Annotated in this window: 17 protein-coding genes; 11 read left to right on the top strand and 6 right to left on the bottom strand. The window is 68.1% G+C overall.

Annotation, left to right across the window (positions count from 1 at the left end):
• Positions 1–704: 704 nt before the first annotated feature.
• On the top strand, positions 705–5,486 hold the full coding sequence (locus PKF00_RS32595; RefSeq protein ID WP_271221543.1) for a LamG-like jellyroll fold domain-containing protein: 4,782 nt from the start codon (positions 705–707) through the stop codon (positions 5,484–5,486).
• A 61-nt stretch (positions 5,487–5,547) separates the two neighbouring features.
• A complete protein-coding gene (locus PKF00_RS32590; RefSeq protein WP_271221542.1) occupies positions 5,548–6,039 on the top strand; it encodes a hypothetical protein in 492 nt (163 codons plus the stop codon).
• A gap of 200 nt (positions 6,040–6,239) precedes the next feature.
• Here the strand turns inward: PKF00_RS32590 and PKF00_RS32585 are convergent, their stop codons facing one another.
• Positions 6,240–6,983, bottom strand: a complete 744-nt coding sequence (locus PKF00_RS32585) for a hypothetical protein (protein ID WP_271221541.1) — start codon at positions 6,981–6,983, stop codon at positions 6,240–6,242.
• Positions 6,984–7,378: 395 nt separating this feature from the next.
• On the opposite strand from PKF00_RS32585, the gene PKF00_RS32580 reads away from it, so the two are divergent.
• Complete coding sequence (locus PKF00_RS32580; RefSeq protein ID WP_271221540.1) at positions 7,379–7,837, top strand: hypothetical protein; 459 nt, start codon at positions 7,379–7,381, stop codon at positions 7,835–7,837.
• A 74-nt stretch (positions 7,838–7,911) separates the two neighbouring features.
• On the opposite strand, the gene PKF00_RS32575 is transcribed toward PKF00_RS32580, so the two are convergent.
• The 3 genes from PKF00_RS32575 to PKF00_RS32565 all read right to left on the bottom strand — a co-directional run bounded on the left by PKF00_RS32575 (position 7,912) and on the right by PKF00_RS32565 (position 9,365).
• Positions 7,912–8,205 carry a hypothetical protein gene (locus tag PKF00_RS32575; protein WP_271221539.1) on the bottom strand — a complete coding sequence of 98 codons (294 nt, stop codon included), beginning with the start codon at positions 8,203–8,205 and terminating at the stop codon, positions 7,912–7,914.
• A 4-nt stretch (positions 8,206–8,209) separates the two neighbouring features.
• Positions 8,210–8,614 carry an ATP-binding protein gene (locus tag PKF00_RS32570; protein ID WP_271221538.1) on the bottom strand — a complete coding sequence of 135 codons (405 nt, stop codon included), beginning with the start codon at positions 8,612–8,614 and terminating at the stop codon, positions 8,210–8,212.
• 160 nt (positions 8,615–8,774) lie between these two features.
• Complete coding sequence (locus PKF00_RS32565; RefSeq protein ID WP_271221537.1) at positions 8,775–9,365, bottom strand: TetR/AcrR family transcriptional regulator; 591 nt, start codon at positions 9,363–9,365, stop codon at positions 8,775–8,777.
• A gap of 169 nt (positions 9,366–9,534) precedes the next feature.
• On the opposite strand from PKF00_RS32565, the gene PKF00_RS32560 reads away from it, so the two are divergent.
• On the top strand, positions 9,535–10,554 hold the full coding sequence (locus PKF00_RS32560; protein WP_271221536.1) for an aldo/keto reductase: 1,020 nt from the start codon (positions 9,535–9,537) through the stop codon (positions 10,552–10,554).
• Positions 10,555–10,651: 97 nt separating this feature from the next.
• Here PKF00_RS32560 and PKF00_RS32555 read toward each other — a convergent pair whose 3' ends face one another.
• Positions 10,652–11,068 carry a PPOX class F420-dependent oxidoreductase gene (locus tag PKF00_RS32555; RefSeq protein WP_271221535.1) on the bottom strand — a complete coding sequence of 139 codons (417 nt, stop codon included), beginning with the start codon at positions 11,066–11,068 and terminating at the stop codon, positions 10,652–10,654.
• A 283-nt stretch (positions 11,069–11,351) separates the two neighbouring features.
• On the opposite strand from PKF00_RS32555, the gene PKF00_RS32550 reads away from it, so the two are divergent.
• Positions 11,352–11,747, top strand: a complete 396-nt coding sequence (locus tag PKF00_RS32550) for a hypothetical protein (protein WP_271221534.1) — start codon at positions 11,352–11,354, stop codon at positions 11,745–11,747.
• Positions 11,748–12,036: 289 nt separating this feature from the next.
• On the opposite strand, the gene PKF00_RS32545 is transcribed toward PKF00_RS32550, so the two are convergent.
• Positions 12,037–12,330, bottom strand: a complete 294-nt coding sequence (locus PKF00_RS32545; protein WP_271221533.1) for a hypothetical protein — start codon at positions 12,328–12,330, stop codon at positions 12,037–12,039.
• A 330-nt stretch (positions 12,331–12,660) separates the two neighbouring features.
• On the opposite strand from PKF00_RS32545, the gene PKF00_RS32540 reads away from it, so the two are divergent.
• From PKF00_RS32540 to PKF00_RS32515, 6 genes are all read left to right on the top strand, one after another.
• Positions 12,661–13,494 (top strand): hypothetical protein, encoded by an 834-nt coding sequence (locus PKF00_RS32540; RefSeq protein WP_271221532.1) that lies wholly within the window; start codon positions 12,661–12,663, stop codon positions 13,492–13,494.
• Entirely contained in the window at positions 13,494–15,245 is a 1,752-nt protein-coding gene (locus tag PKF00_RS32535; protein WP_271221618.1) for a peptidoglycan-binding protein, read from the top strand. Before PKF00_RS32540 ends, PKF00_RS32535 begins: the two co-directional genes overlap by 1 nt.
• Entirely contained in the window at positions 15,238–15,915 is a 678-nt protein-coding gene (locus PKF00_RS32530) for an ABC transporter ATP-binding protein (protein ID WP_271221531.1), read from the top strand. Before PKF00_RS32535 ends, PKF00_RS32530 begins: the two co-directional genes overlap by 8 nt.
• Complete coding sequence (locus tag PKF00_RS32525; protein WP_271221530.1) at positions 15,902–17,080, top strand: ABC transporter permease; 1,179 nt, start codon at positions 15,902–15,904, stop codon at positions 17,078–17,080. The genes PKF00_RS32530 and PKF00_RS32525 overlap by 14 nt, the downstream gene beginning before the upstream one ends.
• Before the next feature lie 214 nt (positions 17,081–17,294).
• Positions 17,295–18,164: a D-alanyl-D-alanine carboxypeptidase family protein gene (locus tag PKF00_RS32520; protein ID WP_271221529.1), complete on the top strand. Its 870-nt coding sequence runs from the start codon at positions 17,295–17,297 to the stop codon at positions 18,162–18,164.
• A 247-nt stretch (positions 18,165–18,411) separates the two neighbouring features.
• Positions 18,412–20,739, top strand: a complete 2,328-nt coding sequence (locus tag PKF00_RS32515) for a hypothetical protein (protein WP_271221528.1) — start codon at positions 18,412–18,414, stop codon at positions 20,737–20,739.
• Position 20,740 lies beyond the last annotated feature (1 nt).

Raw genomic sequence — 20,740 nt, 5'->3', positions numbered from 1 at the left:
TCGGAACTCGGCGAGGGGGAGAAGGGAGGAGGAGAGGAGGATGCCGGTGGTACGAATGAAAATCTCCTTCACCTGGATCGGCGACGGCCGTTGCCCCGTGGAGCGATATCAACGCCGACCCACTCGATTTCGGACAGTTCTTTTGTTGATTGGAGACACACCTGACTTGAGTGGCCTTTATGATGGATTCCGGTCAGCCTGATCTTGGTTGCCGTGGGTCGCTCATTCGTGAACGCGACCAAAAAATTCATGTGCTTTTCCGTGTCTCGTCGTAGTGCTCCACAGGGGCTTGGGTCCGTGACGGGAAGCGGCGGTCTCGTCCCCTCGGGAATGCGAGTTCAAGGTTCCGTTTCGTCGGCTTTTCAATCCTCGATGTCGCCTATTCCGGGTGGTTCGGCCCGCCTGGTGGTGTCTGAACTGCGAAAACGTGGCGGAAGTTGAAGATTTAAAGGCTTTCTCTGTCGCGCTTCGGGGTTTTGGTCGTCCCGTTTCTCGATTTAAATTCCACACCTGAAGTGCAAATGGTAAGGATGTTGTCACGCAAGGTGTTTGAATTTTGGCTTGGCTCTTTAATTCGTTTTACTTTCTCGCGACGGCCGTGTGATGATCGCTCCGCCCTTTGGTGATCTATCAGAAAGGTTGGAGTGAAAAACAAAAAATCGGGGTCCGGCGCGTTGGTTCGCGGCTGTCGTCGTACATCTTTGATGGCCGTTTTCGGGCTGTCCTCGTCGCTGCTGGCGGCACCCGCCGTCGCCGCCCCCACCCCTCCCTCACCCCCCGCCGCTCTCGTGTCGAAACCGGCCGCTGTCTCCGATCCCGTGGAGAGCGCCAAGAAACAGGCGAAGCAGGCTGGCAAGCAGGTCGAGATCGAGACACTGCACACCGGGAACACCACCACGGTCGCCAACCCCGACGGCAAGACGTTGGGCACCTACGTCTACACCGCTCCCGTTCGTGTCAGGAAGGACGGCGCCTGGAAGGCCGTCGACACCACGCTGGTCAAGGAGGGCGGGGTCGTCAGGCCCAGGGTCTCCACGCTGGACGTGGCGCTGTCCGCGGGCGGTGACACCGTCCTGGCCAGGGCGAAGACCCTCAAAGGCGAGACGGCCGTCGGCGTCCCGAACGCGCTGCCCGAGCCCGAACTGTCCGGTGGTTCGGCCACCTACCGGTCGGTCTACGGCCAGGGCGTCGACCTGGTCGTCACCGTCACCCCCACCGGCGTGCGCCAGGAGATCGTGATCCGTCGGCGTCCCACCGGAAAACTCGACCTCCGCCTGCCGGTGAAGCTGCCCGGAGGCGTCGCCTACAGCAAGGACTCCTCCGGCAGACCGACCCTGCCGACCGTCGACGGCGACGGCAAGGAGGGCAAGGCCGCCCCGCTGACTCCCGCGCTGCTGCTGGACGCCACGGCGGCCGATCAGGCGGGTCCCTTGGGTGACGGGCGGGTAAGCAGGGTTCCGGCCGAGGTGAGGAAGACCGCCAAGGGGCCGGAGGTGGCCTTCACCCCGGATGCGGCCTTCCTGAACGACTCGAAGGTGACCTACCCGGTCAGGCTGCTACTGGACTCCGCTGATTGGTACGGCCCCGGCATGCCGTCGGACACCTTCATCAACAACGACACCTGGCACCAGGGCGGCCCACACCAGTTCATGGACACACTGGTGGCCGGCAACGGCGGGGGCGCGATCTGGCGCAGTTACATCCGTTTCAACCTCGCCGGCGCGCCGTTCATGGGGCGGCCGATCATCAACGCCGATGTGCGGCCATGGGGTTACCGGGCGCACGCCTGCGGTGCCGAGGTCGGAAACATCGCCGTGCGACGCATCACCTCCGACTGGTCGATGAACACCCTGGACTGGAGCTACCAGCCCTCGACCACCAGCGCCGGTCAGGGGCTCAAGGGCAGCGGAGTGGGCCGTAACGACTCCAACCAGCCCTGCCCAGGCCTGCCCGCGCAGGAGATCTACTACTCCATCGAGGGCATCGTCCGGGACTGGGCCAACGGCCAGCCCAACTACGGCCTGCAGCTCCGCGCCGAAAACGAGAACGTCTTCAACTACCGCGAGTACCTGTCGGCCGAATGGGCCGGAACCGACGGCCGAGGCCCCGTCATCTTCGTCAAATACGAGAATCCGACACCGGAGGAGGTTCATTTCATCCGCGACTATCCAGGAGCCGAGTCCATCCCGTCAACGTCGTACGAACAGGACAAGGCGTGGGCAGAGTCGTCGGTCTATGACGGCGAGACGGCTCCGGGCCGTCGCATCACTCCGGAGGCCGCGCTGGAGACCGCCATCGCCAAGGGAAGCTCGGTCGATCTCAACGTGATCGACTCGTCCTACCCGAGCCGTCTCACCGATGAGGAACTGGTCGAGGGGTTCGACCCGGATTTCGACGACACCACGGGAACACCTCCCACGCCGAATCCGGTACCGACTCCGCCGGCCCCGGAAACGGTCCTCAACGCCAACCCGTACTTCGAGACGGACATCACCCCGTGGACGATCACCGGTGGCGCCCTGGACAGGTCCACGGACAGGGCGCACGAATCCGGCGGAACCGCCTCGGCGAAGGTCGGTGTCGCGGCGGGCGGCGAGGTGACGGTCAGGTCCGAGGCGGCCATCCCCGTTCAGTGGAACCGCCGACACGCGACCTCCGGCTGGTTCCATCCCGTGGGCGGAAACGTCACCGTCCAGTGGGGCGTGGACTGGTTTGACGGGGCGAACATCCTGATCGGATCGAGCGTCACGGAGCGCACTCTGCCGGGTGACGCGTGGTCCTCGATCGACAAGATCGACACACCGCCGGCGAACGCCGTCACGGCGCAGCTCCGGCTGTCGGCGAAGGCCGATTCCACAACCCCGATCACGCTGTACGCCGACGAACTCAAGCTTCTCGGTCCGGCCGCCTCCTCGACGCCGACACCCACGCCCTCTCCGACGTCCGTACCCGGGCTGGTGGCGGCCTACGGCATGGGAGAGGGGAGCGGCACGACGGTCTCGGACTCCTCCGGGCAGAACAACACCGGCACCACCAGGGACACGACCTGGGTCAACGGCAAGTATGGCAAGGCGCTGTCGTTCAACGGCACCTCCAGCCGGGTCACCGTCAACCACAGTTCCTCGCTGCGGCTGACCACCGCCGTGACCCTGTCTGCCTGGGTGAATCCCACCACCATCGGTGACTGGCGGACCGTCGTGATGAAGGACCACGCCAACGGGTCGGCCTACGGCCTGTACGCCTCCAACGGCATCGTCCCCTCCGCGTGGTTCCTCAATCCCACCGCCTCGGCGCACAACACCCTCTATGGCACCACAGGCCTGGCCACCGGGACCTGGAGCCACGTGGCCGTCACCTACGAAGGCACCACGGCGCGGCTGTACGTCAACGGTGCGGAGGTGTCCACGGCCAACCAGAGCGGTGGGCTCGTCGACGACGGCGGCGCGCTGCGCATCGGTGGCAACACCAAGTGGGGCGAGTACTTCAGCGGTCTCATCGACGAGGTGCGTGTTTACAGCGTCGCGCAGACCGCCGGTCAGATTCGAACCGATATGAACACCCCTGTCGGGGCCTCTGGTCCGACCCCGACCCCGACCTCCACCCCGACTTCGTCCCCGACCCCGACCCCGACCCCGACTTCGTCCCCCACTCCGACGCCGACCCGGACCTATGATCCGCTGTGTGCCCGCAGCCCACAGTGGAGCCGGGGCACCGCATACACCACAGGAACCTACGTCACACACAACGACTACGTGTGGGAAGCGCTGCAGATCCCGGCGGGACAGACACGAGGGGAGCCGGGGGCGGACTCCAGAGGATGGGTGTCCCGCGGTTACTGCTGGAGCACCGTTGTGGGCGAGCGTCCCTCGGACATCGTCGCCAGGACACAGAACCAGCAGCAGGGCGCCGGCGCGTCTCCCAGAGTCTCCGCGCAGCCCCGGACGGAACCGCGACCTACCACTGTCACGCGCGGCGTCACGCCGTCCATCGACAGGATGTGGGCTCGCTCGTTCGCCGCCAAGGACGGCCACGCGACCACGACACCGCATCTCATGGCCAGGCTGTCCGACCCGCTGGGACGTTCCTCGGACGTGGAGTTCGAGGTCGAACATGATCCAAGGTCGTCAGCGGGCAAGGGGCCGATCTGGTCCGGCACCGTCGCCGACGTCTCCTCCGGCTCAGCCGGCAGCATTCAGGTGCCCGCCGGAAAACTGACGGACGGCGGGAAAGTGAGATGGCGTGCCCGCGCCAGAACCGGGCCCACGGTCGGTTCCTGGTCGGGTTGGCAGCCTTTCACGGCCGAGGTTGCGGCCGATCGGCGCCGGGCCGCCGGAAACTCAGCCGTGTTCGCGCCGGACATGACGGCAAGCCAGATCAAGGGTTTCCTTCCCACGGACATGGACATCGCCAAGCCCGTCAGTTTCTCCGAATGCCAGGCGGCTCCCACGACCAAATCCTGGAACGGATACACCAAGAACCGGTTCGCGTACTGCAACGACGGCCCATGGGTCAGTCGCTTCCGGGTCAAGACCAGCGAACAGGATCCAGGCGAGATCATCGGGGAGGTGGAGGGTAGGCGGCTGATGCGGATAACGACGAACCAGACCGGGCGCGAGTTCGAGGTCACCACCCACGTCTGGGTCACCAAAAACACCGGGGTTCTTGCCGAAACGCCGCACAAGTTCTACACCAAAATAGGAGATCCCAGCCCGGGAAGCGACGCCTGCGAGCGTGTGTCCACCACCGGTATAACGACTTACCTTCGGCCCGACCAATGGAAGACGGCAACGCAGGAGTGGCAGGTGACCGAGCGCTTCCGAACCGACAGGGCGGAGGGCGAGCACAAGATCGGATCCTGCACGATCACGCCGATGATCGCCCGTGATTACCGTGGCCTGCACAGCGCGCCCGGCGATCGGTCCTTCACCGTCAGGTGTGACACGTCGCCCCTCATCAAGTGGCACAACAAGAACGCAGCCGGTGAATCCGTGGGCGGCTGCGTGGTCATGGACGCGATTCCTGCGCAGTCCTTCGCCAGGAACGACGTGAACGAGAAAGGCGTCAAGGTCAATCAGATATACGACCACATCAAACGGGCGCTGACCCCCGGCGCACACACCAATCCCGTCCCCGGGGGCGTAACCTTCCCCGACCTGACTCAGGCCAAGGCAATCCCCGGCGGTAGTCCGAACAACCCCCTGTCGCGTACGAGATACTCGCCGGACCGTGCGACCAACCACACGATGTCATACGAGGTCTGCCAGTTGGAGTTCGGGGAGGAGGTCACCAAGAAACCGGACATGGAATGCGATGAGTTCCCGTTCGCCTCGACCGCACAGGGCGCCGCGTTCGCCGTCCCACGACACAACTTCTCGGTCCAGATGCTCAGCAAGGCCCAGAATCAGGGATATGGTGCGGTGCTGACAGCCTGGTACTCCAACAACCGGATCCTCAGAACCGACAGGTTCTACATGCGACTCAAATAGAACTAGCCGGTGGCCGCGTCCGCGGCCACCGGCCCGCGCTCTCAATGGAAACTCTGGAGACATGACGAGCATCATCGCGGAGCGCTCCGACGGAATCGAAGTGGAGCACTTCCACGGCTTCGCGGACCTGGAGGTCGCCAAAGATCTACGGCCCGGACAGCGTGGCATTCACGATATGAGCGGGCCTCGCCCGGGGCAGAGGACGGCGACAGGGCCAAACGCGATCATCGTGAACCCGCGGCCTGGTTTCGAGGTCTATGCTCGCTACGAACTTTGGAACGGCCCGCCTGCGGCCGACCCGGCATGGGACGAACTTTGGGTCGGCTCCTTGTTTCTCGCCTCCGGCCGGGTTTGCGGGGTGAGCGAGATCGAGGGCGAGGTGAGATATTATCCGGCCTTTGACCTGGGGCGGGAGATGACATCATGGCAGGCGCGCCTGTGCTCGAAGTTCCTGGAGAATGACGGGGAGCCGGGCTTTCCCCGCCACCTCTATCGGATCAACCTCCTCACACTCCAGTTCTGGCTCCCGGAGGACGGCTCCCCGTCGGTCTGACCATCGCCGCGAAGTGGATGAGGATCCCCCGAAATTTCTGGACTTAGGGAACAAACGGCAGGGGCTCGACCTGAAGGCCGTAGCCGTACCGGAACCGGCGAAACTCGACCACCATGACGGAACCTGGAAGCGAGTTCCCCGCCCCGCAGAGGATTTACCTGTCCATCTGCTTTGGTGGACAGGTCATTCCACGCCTGGCCTCACCCGGAGAAACCGTGAAGTTTAAGACGTGCGATCAGCTCGTCCATGTTCTTGGGCTCCAGCCATCCCGATCGCGTTCCCGCGACGTCCAGCGGCTCGATTCCGCCCACGATGACCTGGCCGTCCGCCTTGTTCTGCTGCACAAGTCTCTGGTCCTCGAACACAAGGCCCTGAGGGGGAGGGCTGGTGAGAACGGCGTTTTCAGGGAGGGCCGCCCCCGGCTTCACGACGGCTCCCTCATAAGGGATGTGCTCGTTCACGAAAACCGTGGCTCTGGTGCCGGCGGGAATGGACTTCTCGAAGTTTTCCGGAGACTTCCTGGGCAGCCACTCCTCGGGCTTTTTTGATTCGTCCCGGACGACGGCGCCCCGGTACAGGTCGACAAAGACCAGCGAATCATTTTTCAGTTTCCCGTCCTTGACTCCCTTCAGGGGCTGGGTGACCTTTATCCTGAGGAAGATCCGGTGTTCGAGCGGCCCGTTGGGATAGGAGGCCAGAGCCGGACCTTCCTGCCAGCCGTCTACCACACCCACGGCGACGATCGACTGAACCTCTGCCAACGCCTCCGGCGAGGGGAGAGCCTGGAAGTCGGCCTCCATGATCCGAAGAGCCGACACGTCAAGAGCCCCACGCCTCTCATGGGCGGCCTGGGGCGCGGCGACGTCGCTGGTGGCATTCTTTTCCGCGCAGCCACTCAGGCCAAGGGCCGAAACAATGGCGAGGACGGCGACAGACCGCTTCACTGACAGAGTCCTTTCCAAATCAGGGCCACTGTGAGTTCGCGTGACTGAGGTGATGACTGTTGTACTGCCATATCCATGATCCGGTAGGACTGCTGGCGTATTTGACATCTCCGCTGGTCATGCAGTCCAGCACGCCTCCAGGCGGGATGGCCGGGGGGGCGGGCAAGGCCAGAATAGTGATCGAAGCCGGCTGTGTGCGCCGATCCCGCCAGTCAGGCCTGCCTGTGGGACTGGCTGCCCGATACGTGTCTCAGTCGTGAGTCCTTTCATCCGAAGGCGGCCGGGATCACGGGTTATGCTCAGGCCATGCAGACCCGGCTGGCCCAAATCGGCTACCAGGGATCCTCATCGCAAGGGCGAACGGATATGCGACACCAGGCGGACGGTGAGGATAAGTGGGAAAGGTTGTCTTCCGGGTTATCTCAATCGCCGTCGGCCTGGTGCTCGTCGCTCTCCTGGGGCTCTTCGCCGCGTTCCTCTGGTGGTTGAAGGTCGAATGGCCCGCCAGTGGGGAACGCAGGGAGGCGGAAAACGTAAGGCTGCGTTCCGTCGCCGCCGTCCAGGAGTTGGCGGCGGCGGCGGACGACGGAAAGCTGACCAAGGGGGAGGTGAGAAAGGCCGTAGGTCTCCAGTGGGTCGCCGAACGCACGTCCGAAAGCATCGATATCGTTGCCTACTTTCGTGTGACTTTCAGGAAGGAGGAAACCGGCCTGTGCGTCCTCTACAAGGTCTCTCTCCCCCTTGACAGGGCGACATCCGTCACTCGGACGGAGCTGCCCGCCGGGCAGGGTCCGTGCCGTGGGCTCAACGCGAAGTACGTGGGAACCCAGGACCCGGACACGCCGGTCGTGTGAACCGTGCTGAGGTTCCATGCGGCAGTGAATACCGGGACTTGTCCGATGGCTTCATACAGGTTCGTCGACGGCGTTCAGCGCACCAGGCCGAACAGGAGCGCGGTCCACATGGCGTCCGCCTCGGCGGCCGGCCAGCGGTCGCTCTCCTCGACCAGGGGGTTTCCCGCCGTGCGTTTGGTTCGGCGAATGAAGCGCAGGTCGTCCGCCTGGCACAGCTCGAAGAAGGTCGTCTCGCAGTCGCACGTCCACCTGACGGCCTTGGTGTGCCCCTTCCGATGTGGAGCGTTCCATCTGAGGGCCTCGCAGTGGGAGCGCGGGGAGGCGACGTGGGGGCCCTGGCAGCGGGGTGGGTAGTCCCAGAGGATCATCGTTTCACCCTCCCGCCAGTTGGAACCAGACGACCCGGCCGGTCGGGATCTCGTGCCAGCCCCAGGTCGAGGCGATCTCCTGGACGAGCCACAGGCCGCGTCCGCCTCCGCTGTCGGCGTCCACCTCCGAGCGGAACCGAGGTCGGTGGTCGGCCGATCCGGCGTCGGTCACGTCGATGTGGAGCGTTCCATCATGTGCGGCCACGGAAACCACCAGCCGTCCGCCGGGACGCCCCGAGTGGGAGTACCGGACCGCGTTGGTGACGAGTTCGCTGAGCAGGAGGAGCGCGTCGTCGTGGTGCGCGTGGCCGTTGGCGTCCAGCAGGTCGCGAACGTAGTGCCGCGCCTTGGGAACCGAGGCGACCTCCCCCGGCAGCGCGACCTGTCCAAGCATCCCCAGTGCCTTCATGGTGCCTCTCCCTTCCCGATCTTCTCGAAGGCATTCCGGACCCGGGATGTCGACCTGAGGTCGTAGCCTGTGGCGACGGCTCCAAGTGACTCCAGGTGATGAGCCGGACCAGGCCTTGCGGGGGCGTGGAGTCGCCGGGCCGCCCCGGCGGCACGAACCGTCAGTGTGGTCGGCGCAGTCCTGCGATGAGGAGCTCGACCAGCCGGCGTGCGTCGTAGCGGGGATCTCTGTCCGCGCCTATGCAGAGGTTCCCGACGCCGCGCATGAGCTCGTAGGCCTCCAGGCCGGAGCGGATCTCGCCGGAACGGGCTGCGGCTTCGAGCAACTGGGCGCACACGGGCACGAGGCGGTCGAGGAAGTAGGCGTGCAGCGCGTCGAAGCCGGCGTCGTCGGACCGCAGCACGGCGGCGAGCCCGTGCTTGGTGACCAGGAAGTCGACGAAGAGGTTGATCCATCGCCCCAGCGCGGCGTGCGGAGTCGCGCTGGTCGCCAGCAGGGCCGGACCGGCCTCGGCGCAGGCTTCGACCTGGTGCCGGTAGACGGCGATGATGAGGTCCGCCCGCGTCGGGAAGTGGCGGTAGATCGTGGCCGTTCCGACGCCGGCCTTGGCCGCGATGTCGCGTACCGGCGCTTCGACGCCTGACGTGACGAAGATCGCGGCAGCCGCGTCGAGCAGGGTCTTCTCGTTGCGCCGGGCGTCCGCCCGCTTGGACCGGGCCGTGTGCCCTGTGCCCTCGTCGCCGTCGTTCATCGCGCCGCTTCCTCCGTTGTCGAGCTTGCTAAACGGGACAACGTTCCGTATCGTCAAACGGGACATCGTTCCGTTTGTTCATGATGTCAGAGCAGGGGGCCGACGGCCAAGCCGCGCCCTTCCACCACGCTTCACTCCCAATGGATCACCAACGAAAGGAGACACGGTCATGCAGTACCGCACCTTGGGCCGCACCGGTGTGCGGGTCAGCTCCCTCGCACTCGGCGCGATGAACTTCGGCAGGATCGGGCGCACCACCCAGGACGAGGTCACCGCCGTCGTCGACGCCGCTCTCGAGGGCGGGATCAACGTCATCGACACCGCCGACATGTACAGCGGCGGCGAGTCGGAGGAGATGGTCGGCAAAGCCGTCGCCGGTCGCCGTGACGACATCGTGCTGGCCACGAAGGCGGGCATGCCCATGGGCGACGAGCGCAACCATCAGGGCAGCTCGCGCCGCTGGCTGGTCACCGAGTTGGACAACAGCCTGCGTCGCCTCGGCGTCGACCACGTCGATCTCTACCAGATCCACCGGTGGGACCCGAACACCGGCGACGAGGAGACGCTGTCGGCCCTGACCGACCTGCAGCGCGCGGGAAAGATCCGTTACTTCGGCTCCTCGACCTTCCCGGCCTACCGCATCGTGCAGGCCCAGTGGGCCGCCCGCGACAACCACCTGAGCCGTTACGTCACCGAACAGCCCAGCTACTCGATCCTGCAGCGCGGAATCGAAGGCCACGTGCTGCCCGTGACCGAGCAGTACGGGCTCGGTGTGCTGGTCTGGAGCCCGCTGGCCTCGGGCTGGCTGTCGGGCGCGATCCGCGAAGGCCGGGAGATCACCACCAACCGCTCAGTGTTCATGCCGCAACGCTTCGACACCGCCATCCCCTCCAACCGGGCCAGGCTCGACGCGGTCGAGCGGCTGGCCAAGGTCGCGGACGAGGCCGGCCTGACCATGATCCAGCTCGCGCTCGGATTCGTGACCGCGCACCCCGCCGTGACCAGCGCGATCATCGGCCCCCGCACACTGGAGCACCTGCACTCACAACTCGCCGCCGCGGACACGGTGCTCTCCGCCGACGTGCTCGACGCGATCGACACGATCGTCGCTCCCGGCACCGACCTCGCCGCACACGAAAAGCACGACACTCCGCCCGCGCTGCTCGACCCGTCACTGCGACGCCGCTGATCGTCCGAGGGGCGGTTTCCGCCACCTCTCCCGCAGCCCTGACTCCGTAGGAATCACGCATGAGCCAGGGGAGAAGCCGAGACGGGCGGGCGTGCTGTCAGGCCTGTTTGTTGTCCTTGAGCGCGCCCCAGCCGTGCCAGCGGTCGATCTCGATCCAGGCGCTGACCCGCTTGCGGTCCCGCCGGGGGTACTTCCCGCCGGTGTACTGCTGGGACACCCTGTCGATGTCGGTCAGGTCCTCGTCGTCGCGGATTTCGACGATACGCCCGATGACGCTGATGTGGGTGTACCAGCCGTCCTCGTCGAGCACGGTGAGGGTGACCCTGGGGTCGTTGCGGATGTGGCTCAGCCGCTTGCGGCCCTCGTCCATGTTGACCAGGATCCGGCCGTCGTCCCACAGGTACCAGGTGGCCGTGGACACCGGCTGGCCGTCGGGTTGAAGCGTCGCGATGACAGCGGGATTCGGCTTCTTCAGCATGGCGACTGCTTCCTCCGGAAGCGGCGGGTTCGACATGGTCTCTCCTCTTCGCGTCGGCGTCCCCGTGGTGAAGATGGTGCGTACGGTTCACGAGGTGTGCATCCACGATGTCACATCTCACACGGTGACGGCTTCATGACCTTTCGTATGAGATCCGGCCCGTCGCGGGACGCCGGAGTTCTCGCCTGGCCTGAAGCCGTTCGTCTCCGTGGAGTGCCGTGGCGGACCAGGTTACGATCATGACCATGCGATCAGGGGTGTCGGTGAGCGGCTTCACCTAGCGCCGCCGAGAGAGCCTTGGCGGTTGCTGGAGGTCGCCATGTCCCGCACCGCACACCACATCCGATCCTCGCGACTGCCCGACACCCGTCGCCCGGGTCGCCGCATATCCGATCCCTGGAGGACCGTCACGATCACCGATCTCCGTTACTCCGCGTCCGAGCTCAGAGCGGCCGAAGCCGCGGGGCGGCGTCCCATTCCGAAGAGGAGCCGGTTCCGCGTCGAGTTCTTCACCTATCTGGGGGCGTACGGCCGTGGCGGGGCCGTGGCCGAGGACGCCAACTTCTACGAGCGTCGTGAACGTCGGCGGCTGCGGGAAAGGGCGCTGGAGATCCGACGGCAGGCTGACGCCGCCACCGCCGATGCCGCGGAGGAGACGGACGACTTCGTCATTCATCCGTTCCACCACCGCCGCGGGGTGCTCTGGAACGGGTAGTGAACGTCGGTCACAGGTCGCCCTGGCCCGTGCGCTCGCCGTACGGGGCAGGGCACGCCCTCTGCCATGCCTCGTGCCCGGGGAGAGTGTGACGAGTGGGCGGGGGTGCGCCGTTCTTCCGGACGGCGGTTACGGCGCTCTCATTCCCCTCCTTTCCCATCGCGGCATCGCCCCTGAGGCGATGCCGCCTATGGCCGACGTTCTCCGACCCGTGGCGCGAGAAATCCAAAAGGGAGACAGGACGAAGCGAACACCGGCACCGAGAGCGCTGACGACAGGGTGACTCCGGCTAGCGCACCAGGCCGAACAGCAGGGCGGTCCACATGGCGTCGGCCTCGCCGGGCGGCCAGTGGTCGCTCTCCTCGACCAGGAGCTTTCTTCCCGTCCGTTTCGTCCGGCGGATGAAGCGCAGGCCGTCCGCCTGGCACAGCTCGAAGAAGACCGTCTCGCAGTCGCACGTCCACCGGATGACCCGGGCCTGTGCCCGCTCGGGTGGAGCGGTCCACGTCAATGTCTCGCAGTGGGACCGCGCGGGGGCGGCGTGGGTGCTCAGGCAGCGAGGTGGGCAGTCCCACTTGATCATTGTTTCAGTCTCCCGCCAGTCGGAACCGGACCATCCGGCCCGCGGGGATCTCCTGCCGGCCCCAGGCCGAGGCGATCCGTGGACCGGTCGCAGGCCGCGTCCGCCCCCGCCGCCGGCGTCCACCTCCGCGCGGGACGGGACCGGTGGTCGGCCGGTCCGGCGTCGACGACGTCGATGTGGATCGTTCCATTATGGGTGACGGCGGGCACCGTCACCCCCCGATGCGCAGACCTGTCCCGGCGGTCCCGATACGCAACGGATACGCGGTTGAGCCGGTGTGGATACGGGGAGCACACGGCGTGGATACGCGGGCCTCCAAGAGTGATCGCCATGTCGAACCGATTGATCGTCTGCGCTCTGCTCGGCCTGGTCCTGCTGACCGGATGCGCCGAGGGCGCCTCGACGTCCGGGCAGGCCGGGGACGCCGCGACGCCCGGTCAGGCCGCGTCCCCGGCGGCCGACAAGCGCAGGGCGCGGGAGACCCTCATCGCCACCTGCATGAAGCAGAAGGGTTTCTCCTACGTCGCCTACGTGCGCCAGCCCAAGGAGTCCGAGCTTGAGAGGCGTCTCAACAGCGGCGACTACGCGGCGATGAAGGAGACGCGCGCCAAGTACGGCTTCGGCGTCTTCGCCTCCGTCGTCTATCCGACACCGGAGAACGCCGACAAGAACGCCGACAAGGACCCCAACGAGGCCATCGCGCAGGCTCTGCCGAGCGCGCAGAAGAAGGTGTACGACCAGAGCGTCACGACCTGCTACGTCTCGGCGGTCAAGCAGGTGTTCGGCCTGGAGATCAAGAGCATCAGGGACTTCTCCAACCTGACGGCCGACGCCATCGAGGCGGTCGACAAGGAACTCAACGGCGACGCCGAGCTCGTGAGGCTGTCGGGGGCCTTCGCGGACTGCCTGTCGTCCAAGGGCGAGAGGGTGGCCTCCACCAGGCCGCTCGACCTGGCCGCCCACGGCCCGCAACGCTGGGTCACGCAGCTGGAGGGGTTCAAGGGGAAGCTGTCCCCCGAGGAGGCCAGGCCGTACCTCACCAGGGAGATCAAGGCCGCGCTCGACGACCTTGAGTGCGGCAAGGACTTCTACGCGGTCTTCAGCCCCATGCAGGCGCGGCTCCGCGCGGACGCCGCGGCGAGATTCGGCTTCCTGCCGCAGTGATGAGATCGCCTCGCAGGAAGCCGCTGCTCGTGGTGGTGGCGGGTGCGCTGGTCGTCGCGGGCGTGGGCTGGGGGGTGGGCGGCCGGCTGCGGTCCCCCGCGGACGAGGCCGCCCTGCGCAGACCGCCCGAACCCTCGCTGGTGACCGCTCCGGTGGAGCGGCGCAAGCTGGTCAGCACCGTGGTGGTCTCGGGCACGCTGGAGTACGGCTCGCCGCTGCCGATCACGCTGGCCGGGGTGGTCGGCGGCGACGACGGCGCCCAGCGGGCGACGCGCGCGCCCCGGCCCGGCAGGGTCACGGAGGGCGGCGTGCTCATGGAGGTCAACGGGCGGCCGGTCTTCACCTTCACCGGCAGGGTGCCGATGCACAGGACGCTCAGCCCCGGAGCCAAGGGGGAGGATGTGAAGCAGCTGCAGAAGGCGCTGCGCGTGTCGCGGACCGGCGTGTTCGACCGGGCGACCATCGCCGCGGTGACCGCGTTCTACGCCAAGCACGGCTACGAGGCCCAGCAGCCCGCGCTGACGGCCAGGCAGGAGCTCGACAGCCTGCGCAGAGCCGTGCAGACCGCCCAGGAGACACTGCTCACCGAGCAGAAGGCCCTCGACCAGGGCCGTGACGTGCTGCCGCTCAGGCTCAAGCTGCGCAACGCCGAACAGGATCTCAAGGTGGCGGAGCGCGAGCTGAGGGCGGCCGAGTCGCAGGAGGGCACGCTCGAGGACGAGGCCAGGCTGGAGGCCGCGGAGGCGGCCGTGCGCGCGGCCGAGGAGAAGCTGCTGGAGGCCGAGCAGGCGCTCGCCGAAGCGCGGCGGGCGCGGAACTCGCCGAAGCCGACGCCCAAGCCGACGCCCACGCCGAGCGCGACGTCGGAACCGCAGCCACCGCCACAGCCCGAGCCCGAGCCGGAGCCGCAGCCGACGGTCGACACCGAGCTGCTGGAGCTACGGGTGGTCAACGCCCGCGCGGAGCTGGACTCGGCCCGCAGGGCGATGGACCGCGCTCGGGAGGAGGCGGGGCGGGCGCGCGGAAAGCGGCTGACCGAACTGCGCAAGGCCGTACGTGACGCGCGGGAGGCGGTGACCGTGGCGGAGCAGGCGCTGCGGCAGGCCAGACAGCTCTCGCCGGTCAAGCTCAGGGTGGCCAACGCCAGGAGGGACCTGGCCGCGGCCAGGACCCTCCTGGCGGAGTACTCCCGCACCTTCGGCACCACGGTCCCGCCCGGCGAGGTGGTCTTCCTGCCCAGGCTGCCGGCCCGCCTGCGCAAGGCGGGGGTCAAGGCGGGCGAGGTGGTGGACAAGGCGGTCGCCACGGTGACGAGCTCGACGTTCGTGCTCTCAGGGTCGGTCGACGCGGCCGAGGCCAAGCTGCTGAAGCGAGGAATGGCGGCGGTCATCGAGACCGAGTCCGGCGAGACCATCTCCGCGACCCTCACCGCGTTGGGAGGCGGGGCCAAGAACGGGGCGATCAGCTCCGAGTCGGTGCTGATCACCCCGGTCTCGATGAAGGGGCTCAAGGGGTTGTCGGGGGCCACGGTCACGGCGCGGGTGACGGTGGGCTCGACCGACGAGGAGGTCCTGGTCGTCCCGGTCGCCGCGGTGATCACCGCGGCGGACGGCAGGCCGCGCGTGCAGGTGGAGGTCTCCACGGACAGGACCAGGGAGGTCGAGGTGCGCACCGGCCTCACCGCCGACGGCAGCGTCCAGGTCTCCGGTGACCTCAAGGAGGGGGACAGGGTGGTGACCGGCAATGCCTGAGCCCGTCATCGCGCTGGAGTCGCTGTCGAAGGAGTTCCCCACCGAGCCTCCGGTGCGCGCACTGTCAGAGATATCCCTCACAGTGGATAAATCCGACTATGTGGCTATCGTCGGCCCCTCGGGGGCGGGCAAGTCGACCCTGCTCAACGTCCTCGGCCTGCTGGACCGGCCCACCTCGGGCAGCTACCGGCTCGACGGCGTCGAGACGATCACGATGGGCGACGGCGCCAGGACCAGGATGCGCGGCAGCCGCATCGGTTTCGTGTTCCAGTCCTTCCACCTGCTCGCCCACCGCAGCGTGGTGGAGAACGTCATGCTCGCCGAGGTGTACGGCAAGCACGACAGGAGGACCCGCAGGGCCAGGGCGCTGCGGGCGCTGGAGCGGGTGAGCCTGTCCCACCGGGTGGACTTCCTGCCCGATCGTCTCTCCGGAGGCGAGCGCCAGCGCGCGGCCATCGCCAGGGCGCTGATGGGCGGGCCCTCCCTGCTGCTGTGCGACGAACCCACGGGCAACCTGGACAGCCACAACACCGACGCCGTCCTCGACCTGTTCGACGACCTGCGCGACCAGGGGATGACGATCGTGGTCATCACGCACGAGAACGAGGTCAGCGACCGGGCGGGGCGCCGGGTCAGGATCACCGACGGGGTGCTCAGTGAAGATCCGTGACCTGTGGACCGAGGCCATGGCGGGCATGCTGGCTCGCCCGGTCCGTACGGCGCTCACCACCCTCGGCACCGTGCTCGGCATCACCACGCTCGTCATCACCCTCGGCGTCGCCGCCACGGCGGGCAACCAGATCGTCGGCCGCTTCGACGAGCTCACCGCCACGTCGGTGACCGTCGAGGTGCAGGAGAACGAGGGCAGCCCCCTGGTCGGCTGGGACGCCGTCGACCAGGTGACCAGGTTGCGCGGGGTGGAGTCGGCGGCGGCCGTGTCGGAGGCCAGGGAGAGCGCCAACCTGAGCGTGCGGTCCAACAAGCTCGTCGATCCCGCCAGGGCGGGAGCCCAGACCCTGACGGTGATCGCCAGCACGCCCGGCCTCCCCGCGGCGGTCAAGGGCCGGATGCTCCAGGGGCGGTACTTCGACGCCGGGCACCTGAAACGCGCGGACCAGGTCGTCGTGCTGGGCGAGCAGGCGGCCGCGATGCTCGGCATCACCCGGGTGGACCGGGCACCGGCGGTCTTCATCGAGGGCCGCGCCTACACCGTCATCGGCATTCTCGGCGCGTTCCGCCGGGAGAAGGGCTTCGGCGGCGCGGTGATGCTGCCGCCGACGATCGGCAGGCGCTACGGCCTGCGGGACGTGACCAGAGTGCTGATCAACACCAGCCTCGGCGCCGTCGACCTGATCGCCGGGCAGGCGGCGACCGCGCTCAGCCCGGGCAACGAGGGCATGCTGCAGGTGATCTCCCCACCCAGCCCGACCAGGGCGCGTGACGGGGTGCAGGACGACGTCAACGGGTTGTTCCTGATCCTGGGCCTGGTCTCGCTCGTCGTCGGCGCCGTCGGCATCGCCAACGTCACCCTGGTGACGGTCATGGAGCGCGTCGCCGAGATCGGCCTGCGCCGTTCTCTCGGCGCCGCCCGCCGCCACATCGCCGCGCAGTTCCTCCTGGAGTCCACGCTGACCGGGCTGACAGGCGGTGTGATCGGCGCCAGCCTCGGCATGGTGGCCGTCGTCGCCGTCTCGGCGGCCAAGCAGTGGACCCCCGTCCTCGACGTACGGCTGGCCCTCGCCGCCCCTGCCGCGGGAGCCCTGGTCGGGCTGCTGGCCGGCCTCTACCCGGCGCTCCGCGCCGCCCGGATGGAACCCGTCGACGCGCTCCGCTGAGGAACGCGCCCGCCTTACGGGAGCCGGGTCGGGAACCGGCGACCGCTCGGGAGCGGGCGCACGCGACCGGCTCGTGACCGGAACTCGGCAACGCGCCTGGCGGTGACGCCCGCTGCCACGATCCACCTGGGGATACGTGATTGATACACGGTCAAGCGGCCGCCAATACACCGCTTCTGCAAGGTTGACACCTGAGCCGCCCAAGGTGGCTCTCATGAGAGCCCTTCCTTACCTCGCCGCCCTGACCGCCGGCGTCGCCCTGCTGGGCCTGATCCTGACCGGCCAGAGGGGAGCCGTCCCCGCGGCGGCCGACGAAGCCCTCCCCTGGCCGCGGGAAGGCCAGGCGGCCGTCGAGGTCGAGGGGCGCGGCCTCCTCGGCGTCAGGGGCGCCCAGACGCCGGTGCCGATCGCGAGCCTCACCAAGGTGATGACCGCCTACGTCATCCTCAAGGAGCATCCGCTCAGGACGGGGCAGAACGGCCCGCTCATCACGATCGACACCCTGGCCGAACAGGAAAGCTCCTCCCACGACGAGTCGACCGTCTACGTCATCCAGGGCCGGTCCTACACCCAGCGGCAGCTGCTGCAGCTCATGCTGATCCCCTCGGGCAACAACATCGCCCGCCTGCTGGCCCGCTGGGACGCGGGCAGCCAGAAGGCCTTCGTCGGGAAGATGAACCGGGCCGCCGCCGAGCTGGGCATGACCGACACCGTCTACACCGGTGCCAGCGGCTACGAGGACACCACCCGGAGCACCGCGGTGGACCAGCTCAAACTGGCCCGCGCGGCCATGGGGAACGCGGTGCTGCGCGCCATCGTCGCCACCCGGGAGACCACCGTTCCCGGCATCGTGGGAAAGATCCTCAACACCAACACGCTGCTCGGCACGTCCGGTGTGATCGGACTCAAGACCGGCTCCAGCACCGCCGCCGGAGGAAACCTGATGTGGGCGGCGCGCAGCGGGCGTCGGCTGGTCCTGGGTGTCGTCCTCCACCAGCGTGCGGGCTCGCCGCCCGCGCAGGGGTTGCGGGCCGCCCTCGACAGCAGCGAACGACTCGTCGCGGCGATTCAGCGGGTCGTGTGAAGGCCGGTCGGCGAGCCGCTCCCTCCGATTCGACGCGGTGGGACGGGTGAAGGCCTGTCGCCGGTCGGCGACCTGCCCGCCCCGATCTGATTCGGCGGGACGGGTGCAGGCCCGTCGCCGGTCGGCGACCCGCCCGCTCCGCGTGGGACATCGCCTCCGGTACGCGGCGGATCGTTGATCGACTTCGGGTGGGGGAGTCGCTAGGGTTGGGCGCTTCGTTCGTCTGATCCGTCTCTGGGAAGTGCGTGTGCGCCGTTATCGTTTCGGCCGTTTCGCTGCGTTCGTCGCGGGTGGCTATGTGCTCGCGGTCGTCGGGGCGGGGGCCGTCGCGCTGGTGGGCGGCGACGTCAGGCTCCTCGGATGGCTCGCGGTCCGCTGGGACGCGTCGGGGTCGGACTCGGTCGTGCGGTGGTACGCGCTGACACTTCTCCTGCTCGGAGGAGGACAGGGCTGGGCTCTGTGGCAGATCCTCCGCGGGCGGGCGATGGAGCGGGGAGCCGGTCAGGATCGGGCTCCGGCGGAGGAAAAGGGGAGGGGAAGGCGGGTTCGGTGGTTGCGGGCGGTGCTGTACGGCAACCTGCTCTACTCCCTGGTCTTCCTGTTGCCGCTCCCGTCGCCCTGGTGGGTGGACGCCGTCCACAAGGCCGGGCAACTCGCCCTCGTCGTGCTGTTCCACCTGGTGCTGGTCGGCGCTCCCCGCGCGCTGCGGCTCGTCGCGCTCGTGGCCGGAGTGCTCGACGCGGTGTCCACGATCGGCGCGGAGGTGTTCGGCGGGCTCGGCCTCGAACCGCTCGAAGTGGTCTTCTCGCTGGCCTGGATGGGGAGACTGCCCTGGCTGCTCTGGATGGTGCTCACCCTGGTGGCCCAGGCCGGGGACGGCCGCTGGGGAAGGACCACCGTGTGGTCGGGGGCCGCCTCCACGACGGTCTCGTTCCTCGTCATACCGGTGGTGTTCGACGCCTTCTCCACCAGCGCCTTCCGTTTCATGGTGATCGTCGGCGTCGGCAACGCGTTCGACGTCCTCGTGTCGGTGTGGCTGGCCCGGTCCGCCCACGATCTCGCGGATCCGCGCGCGAAGGCCGTCCCGCCCGCGGAAAGGCCGCTCCCGCCCAGGATCCCGGCCGGACGGCGGTCACTGCGGGCCGCCGCCGTCGTGCTGCCCCTGCTTCCCGCGGCCGTCAACCTCGCGCACGGCCTGCCGCTCTGGATCGGGCCGAGGGGAGCGGTCGACTCCTTCTTCCGGGCGAACTCCCCGAGCATGGGCGTGCAGGCGCTCTGGTGGAGCTTCGACGTCCTCGTCGGGGTCGGCGGCCTCGGCGTCCTGGTCCTGGTCGCGGTGCGACGGAGGACGCGGCGCCTCGTGCGGGCGACCGTGTTCACCCTGGCCCTCGCCGCCCTGGTCGGGGTCGTCACCGCCGTCACCGGCCAGGCCTCCGCCTTGTCGGACGGCAGCGCGGAGTTCGTGTACGAGGGCCCGCGGATCCGTCCCGGCTGGATGTTCAGCCGGGGGAGCGGCGGGAGCGAGATCTTCCTCGGCGTCTCGCCGCTGTGGCACAGCGCCGCCTTCGTCGGGTCCGCCCTCCTTCTGGTGTTCCTGTACGGCGCGAGCCCGGCCAGGCGCTCGCCGTACCGGGTGGCGGTGGCGGGCGTCGCGTCGGTCGCGGCACTCTGCCTCGTCCCCGTGGCCGACCACGCGCGCGGGCCGGTCACCTCGCAGAGGGACTGCGTGCCGCCGGAGCCCTGGGACGAGCGCCCCTTCGAGCCGCTGCCGGCGACCGGCGAACGGGCCTTCGTGTGCAAGGTGCGGACCTCCGACACGCCGCCGTTCGCCCAGGACACCCCCGACCTGGCGCTGGTGGCGTACGGACGCGGGCTGTGCGGTGTCTACACCCGCGACGATCCACGGGAGATCGCCCGCGTCCGCGCGGCCGGCGGTGTCGACGTGCGTGAGCTGGCCTACGCCATCGCCGAGATCTGCCCGCGAGCGGCCGCGGTCGTCAAGGCGGAGCTCGACGAGGAGGAGCGGGAGATCCAGGAGTGGGGCGCGCAGGAGCGGCGCAAGTGCGACGAGACGCCGTGGCATCGCCCGCTCGTCGAACCGGTGTCGGTGTTCAGGCGCTCGGAGAGCCTGGGACCGGACTACGGGGTCCTGGAGGCGTCCGAGGAGGGCGCTCCCGGTGATCCCCACGAGGACGGCCTGCTCGGCCTCGCGCAGAAGAACCGGCTGGTCGCCGCGCTCCCCGGCCACCTGATGGTTCTCGTCGCCTCCGACATCGCGACCTGTACCGCCATCGAGACGTACACGCGCCGCCCGCCCGTGGAGACCAGGGGGTGGAGCCACGTCGTCGAGGTCGGTTACCTCAGTCCGGACGGCGAGGCCTCGCTCCGCGAGATGATGGGCGTATACGAGTTCCCCAACCTCGCCTTCCGCGGCAAGGGCCACTACCGGATCCGCGTCCACCATGGCTGGCTCAGCTGGAAGGGCGAGAAGCGCAGCGGGCAGCGGTTGCTGATCATGGCGTACCCGGGACGCGGGGACGGCGTCGTCGTCCACCGCGAGCCGGCCAGACCGTAGC

This window comes from Streptosporangium carneum (assembly GCF_027922005.1).
Taxonomy (GTDB): Bacteria; Actinomycetota; Actinomycetes; order Streptosporangiales; family Streptosporangiaceae; genus Streptosporangium; species Streptosporangium carneum.
This window is presented reverse-complemented; position numbering and strand designations above follow the sequence as displayed.

Bases quoted from the DNA above. Each gene is read 5' to 3' on its own strand.
- PKF00_RS32595 (WP_271221543.1), top strand. From the start codon at position 705: ATGGCCGTTTTCGGGCTGTCCTCGTCGCTGCTGGCGGCACCCGCCGTC.
- PKF00_RS32590 (WP_271221542.1), top strand. From the start codon at position 5,548: ATGACGAGCATCATCGCGGAGCGCTCCGACGGAATCGAAGTGGAGCAC.
- PKF00_RS32575 (WP_271221539.1), bottom strand. From the start codon at position 8,205: ATGATCCTCTGGGACTACCCACCCCGCTGCCAGGGCCCCCACGTCGCC.
- PKF00_RS32570 (WP_271221538.1), bottom strand. From the start codon at position 8,614: ATGAAGGCACTGGGGATGCTTGGACAGGTCGCGCTGCCGGGGGAGGTC.
- PKF00_RS32565 (WP_271221537.1), bottom strand. From the start codon at position 9,365: ATGAACGACGGCGACGAGGGCACAGGGCACACGGCCCGGTCCAAGCGG.
- PKF00_RS32560 (WP_271221536.1), top strand. From the start codon at position 9,535: ATGCAGTACCGCACCTTGGGCCGCACCGGTGTGCGGGTCAGCTCCCTC.
- PKF00_RS32555 (WP_271221535.1), bottom strand. From the start codon at position 11,068: ATGTCGAACCCGCCGCTTCCGGAGGAAGCAGTCGCCATGCTGAAGAAG.
- PKF00_RS32550 (WP_271221534.1), top strand. From the start codon at position 11,352: ATGTCCCGCACCGCACACCACATCCGATCCTCGCGACTGCCCGACACC.
- PKF00_RS32545 (WP_271221533.1), bottom strand. From the start codon at position 12,330: ATGATCAAGTGGGACTGCCCACCTCGCTGCCTGAGCACCCACGCCGCC.
- PKF00_RS32540 (WP_271221532.1), top strand. From the start codon at position 12,661: ATGTCGAACCGATTGATCGTCTGCGCTCTGCTCGGCCTGGTCCTGCTG.
- PKF00_RS32535 (WP_271221618.1), top strand. From the start codon at position 13,494: ATGAGATCGCCTCGCAGGAAGCCGCTGCTCGTGGTGGTGGCGGGTGCG.
- PKF00_RS32530 (WP_271221531.1), top strand. From the start codon at position 15,238: ATGCCTGAGCCCGTCATCGCGCTGGAGTCGCTGTCGAAGGAGTTCCCC.
- PKF00_RS32520 (WP_271221529.1), top strand. From the start codon at position 17,295: ATGAGAGCCCTTCCTTACCTCGCCGCCCTGACCGCCGGCGTCGCCCTG.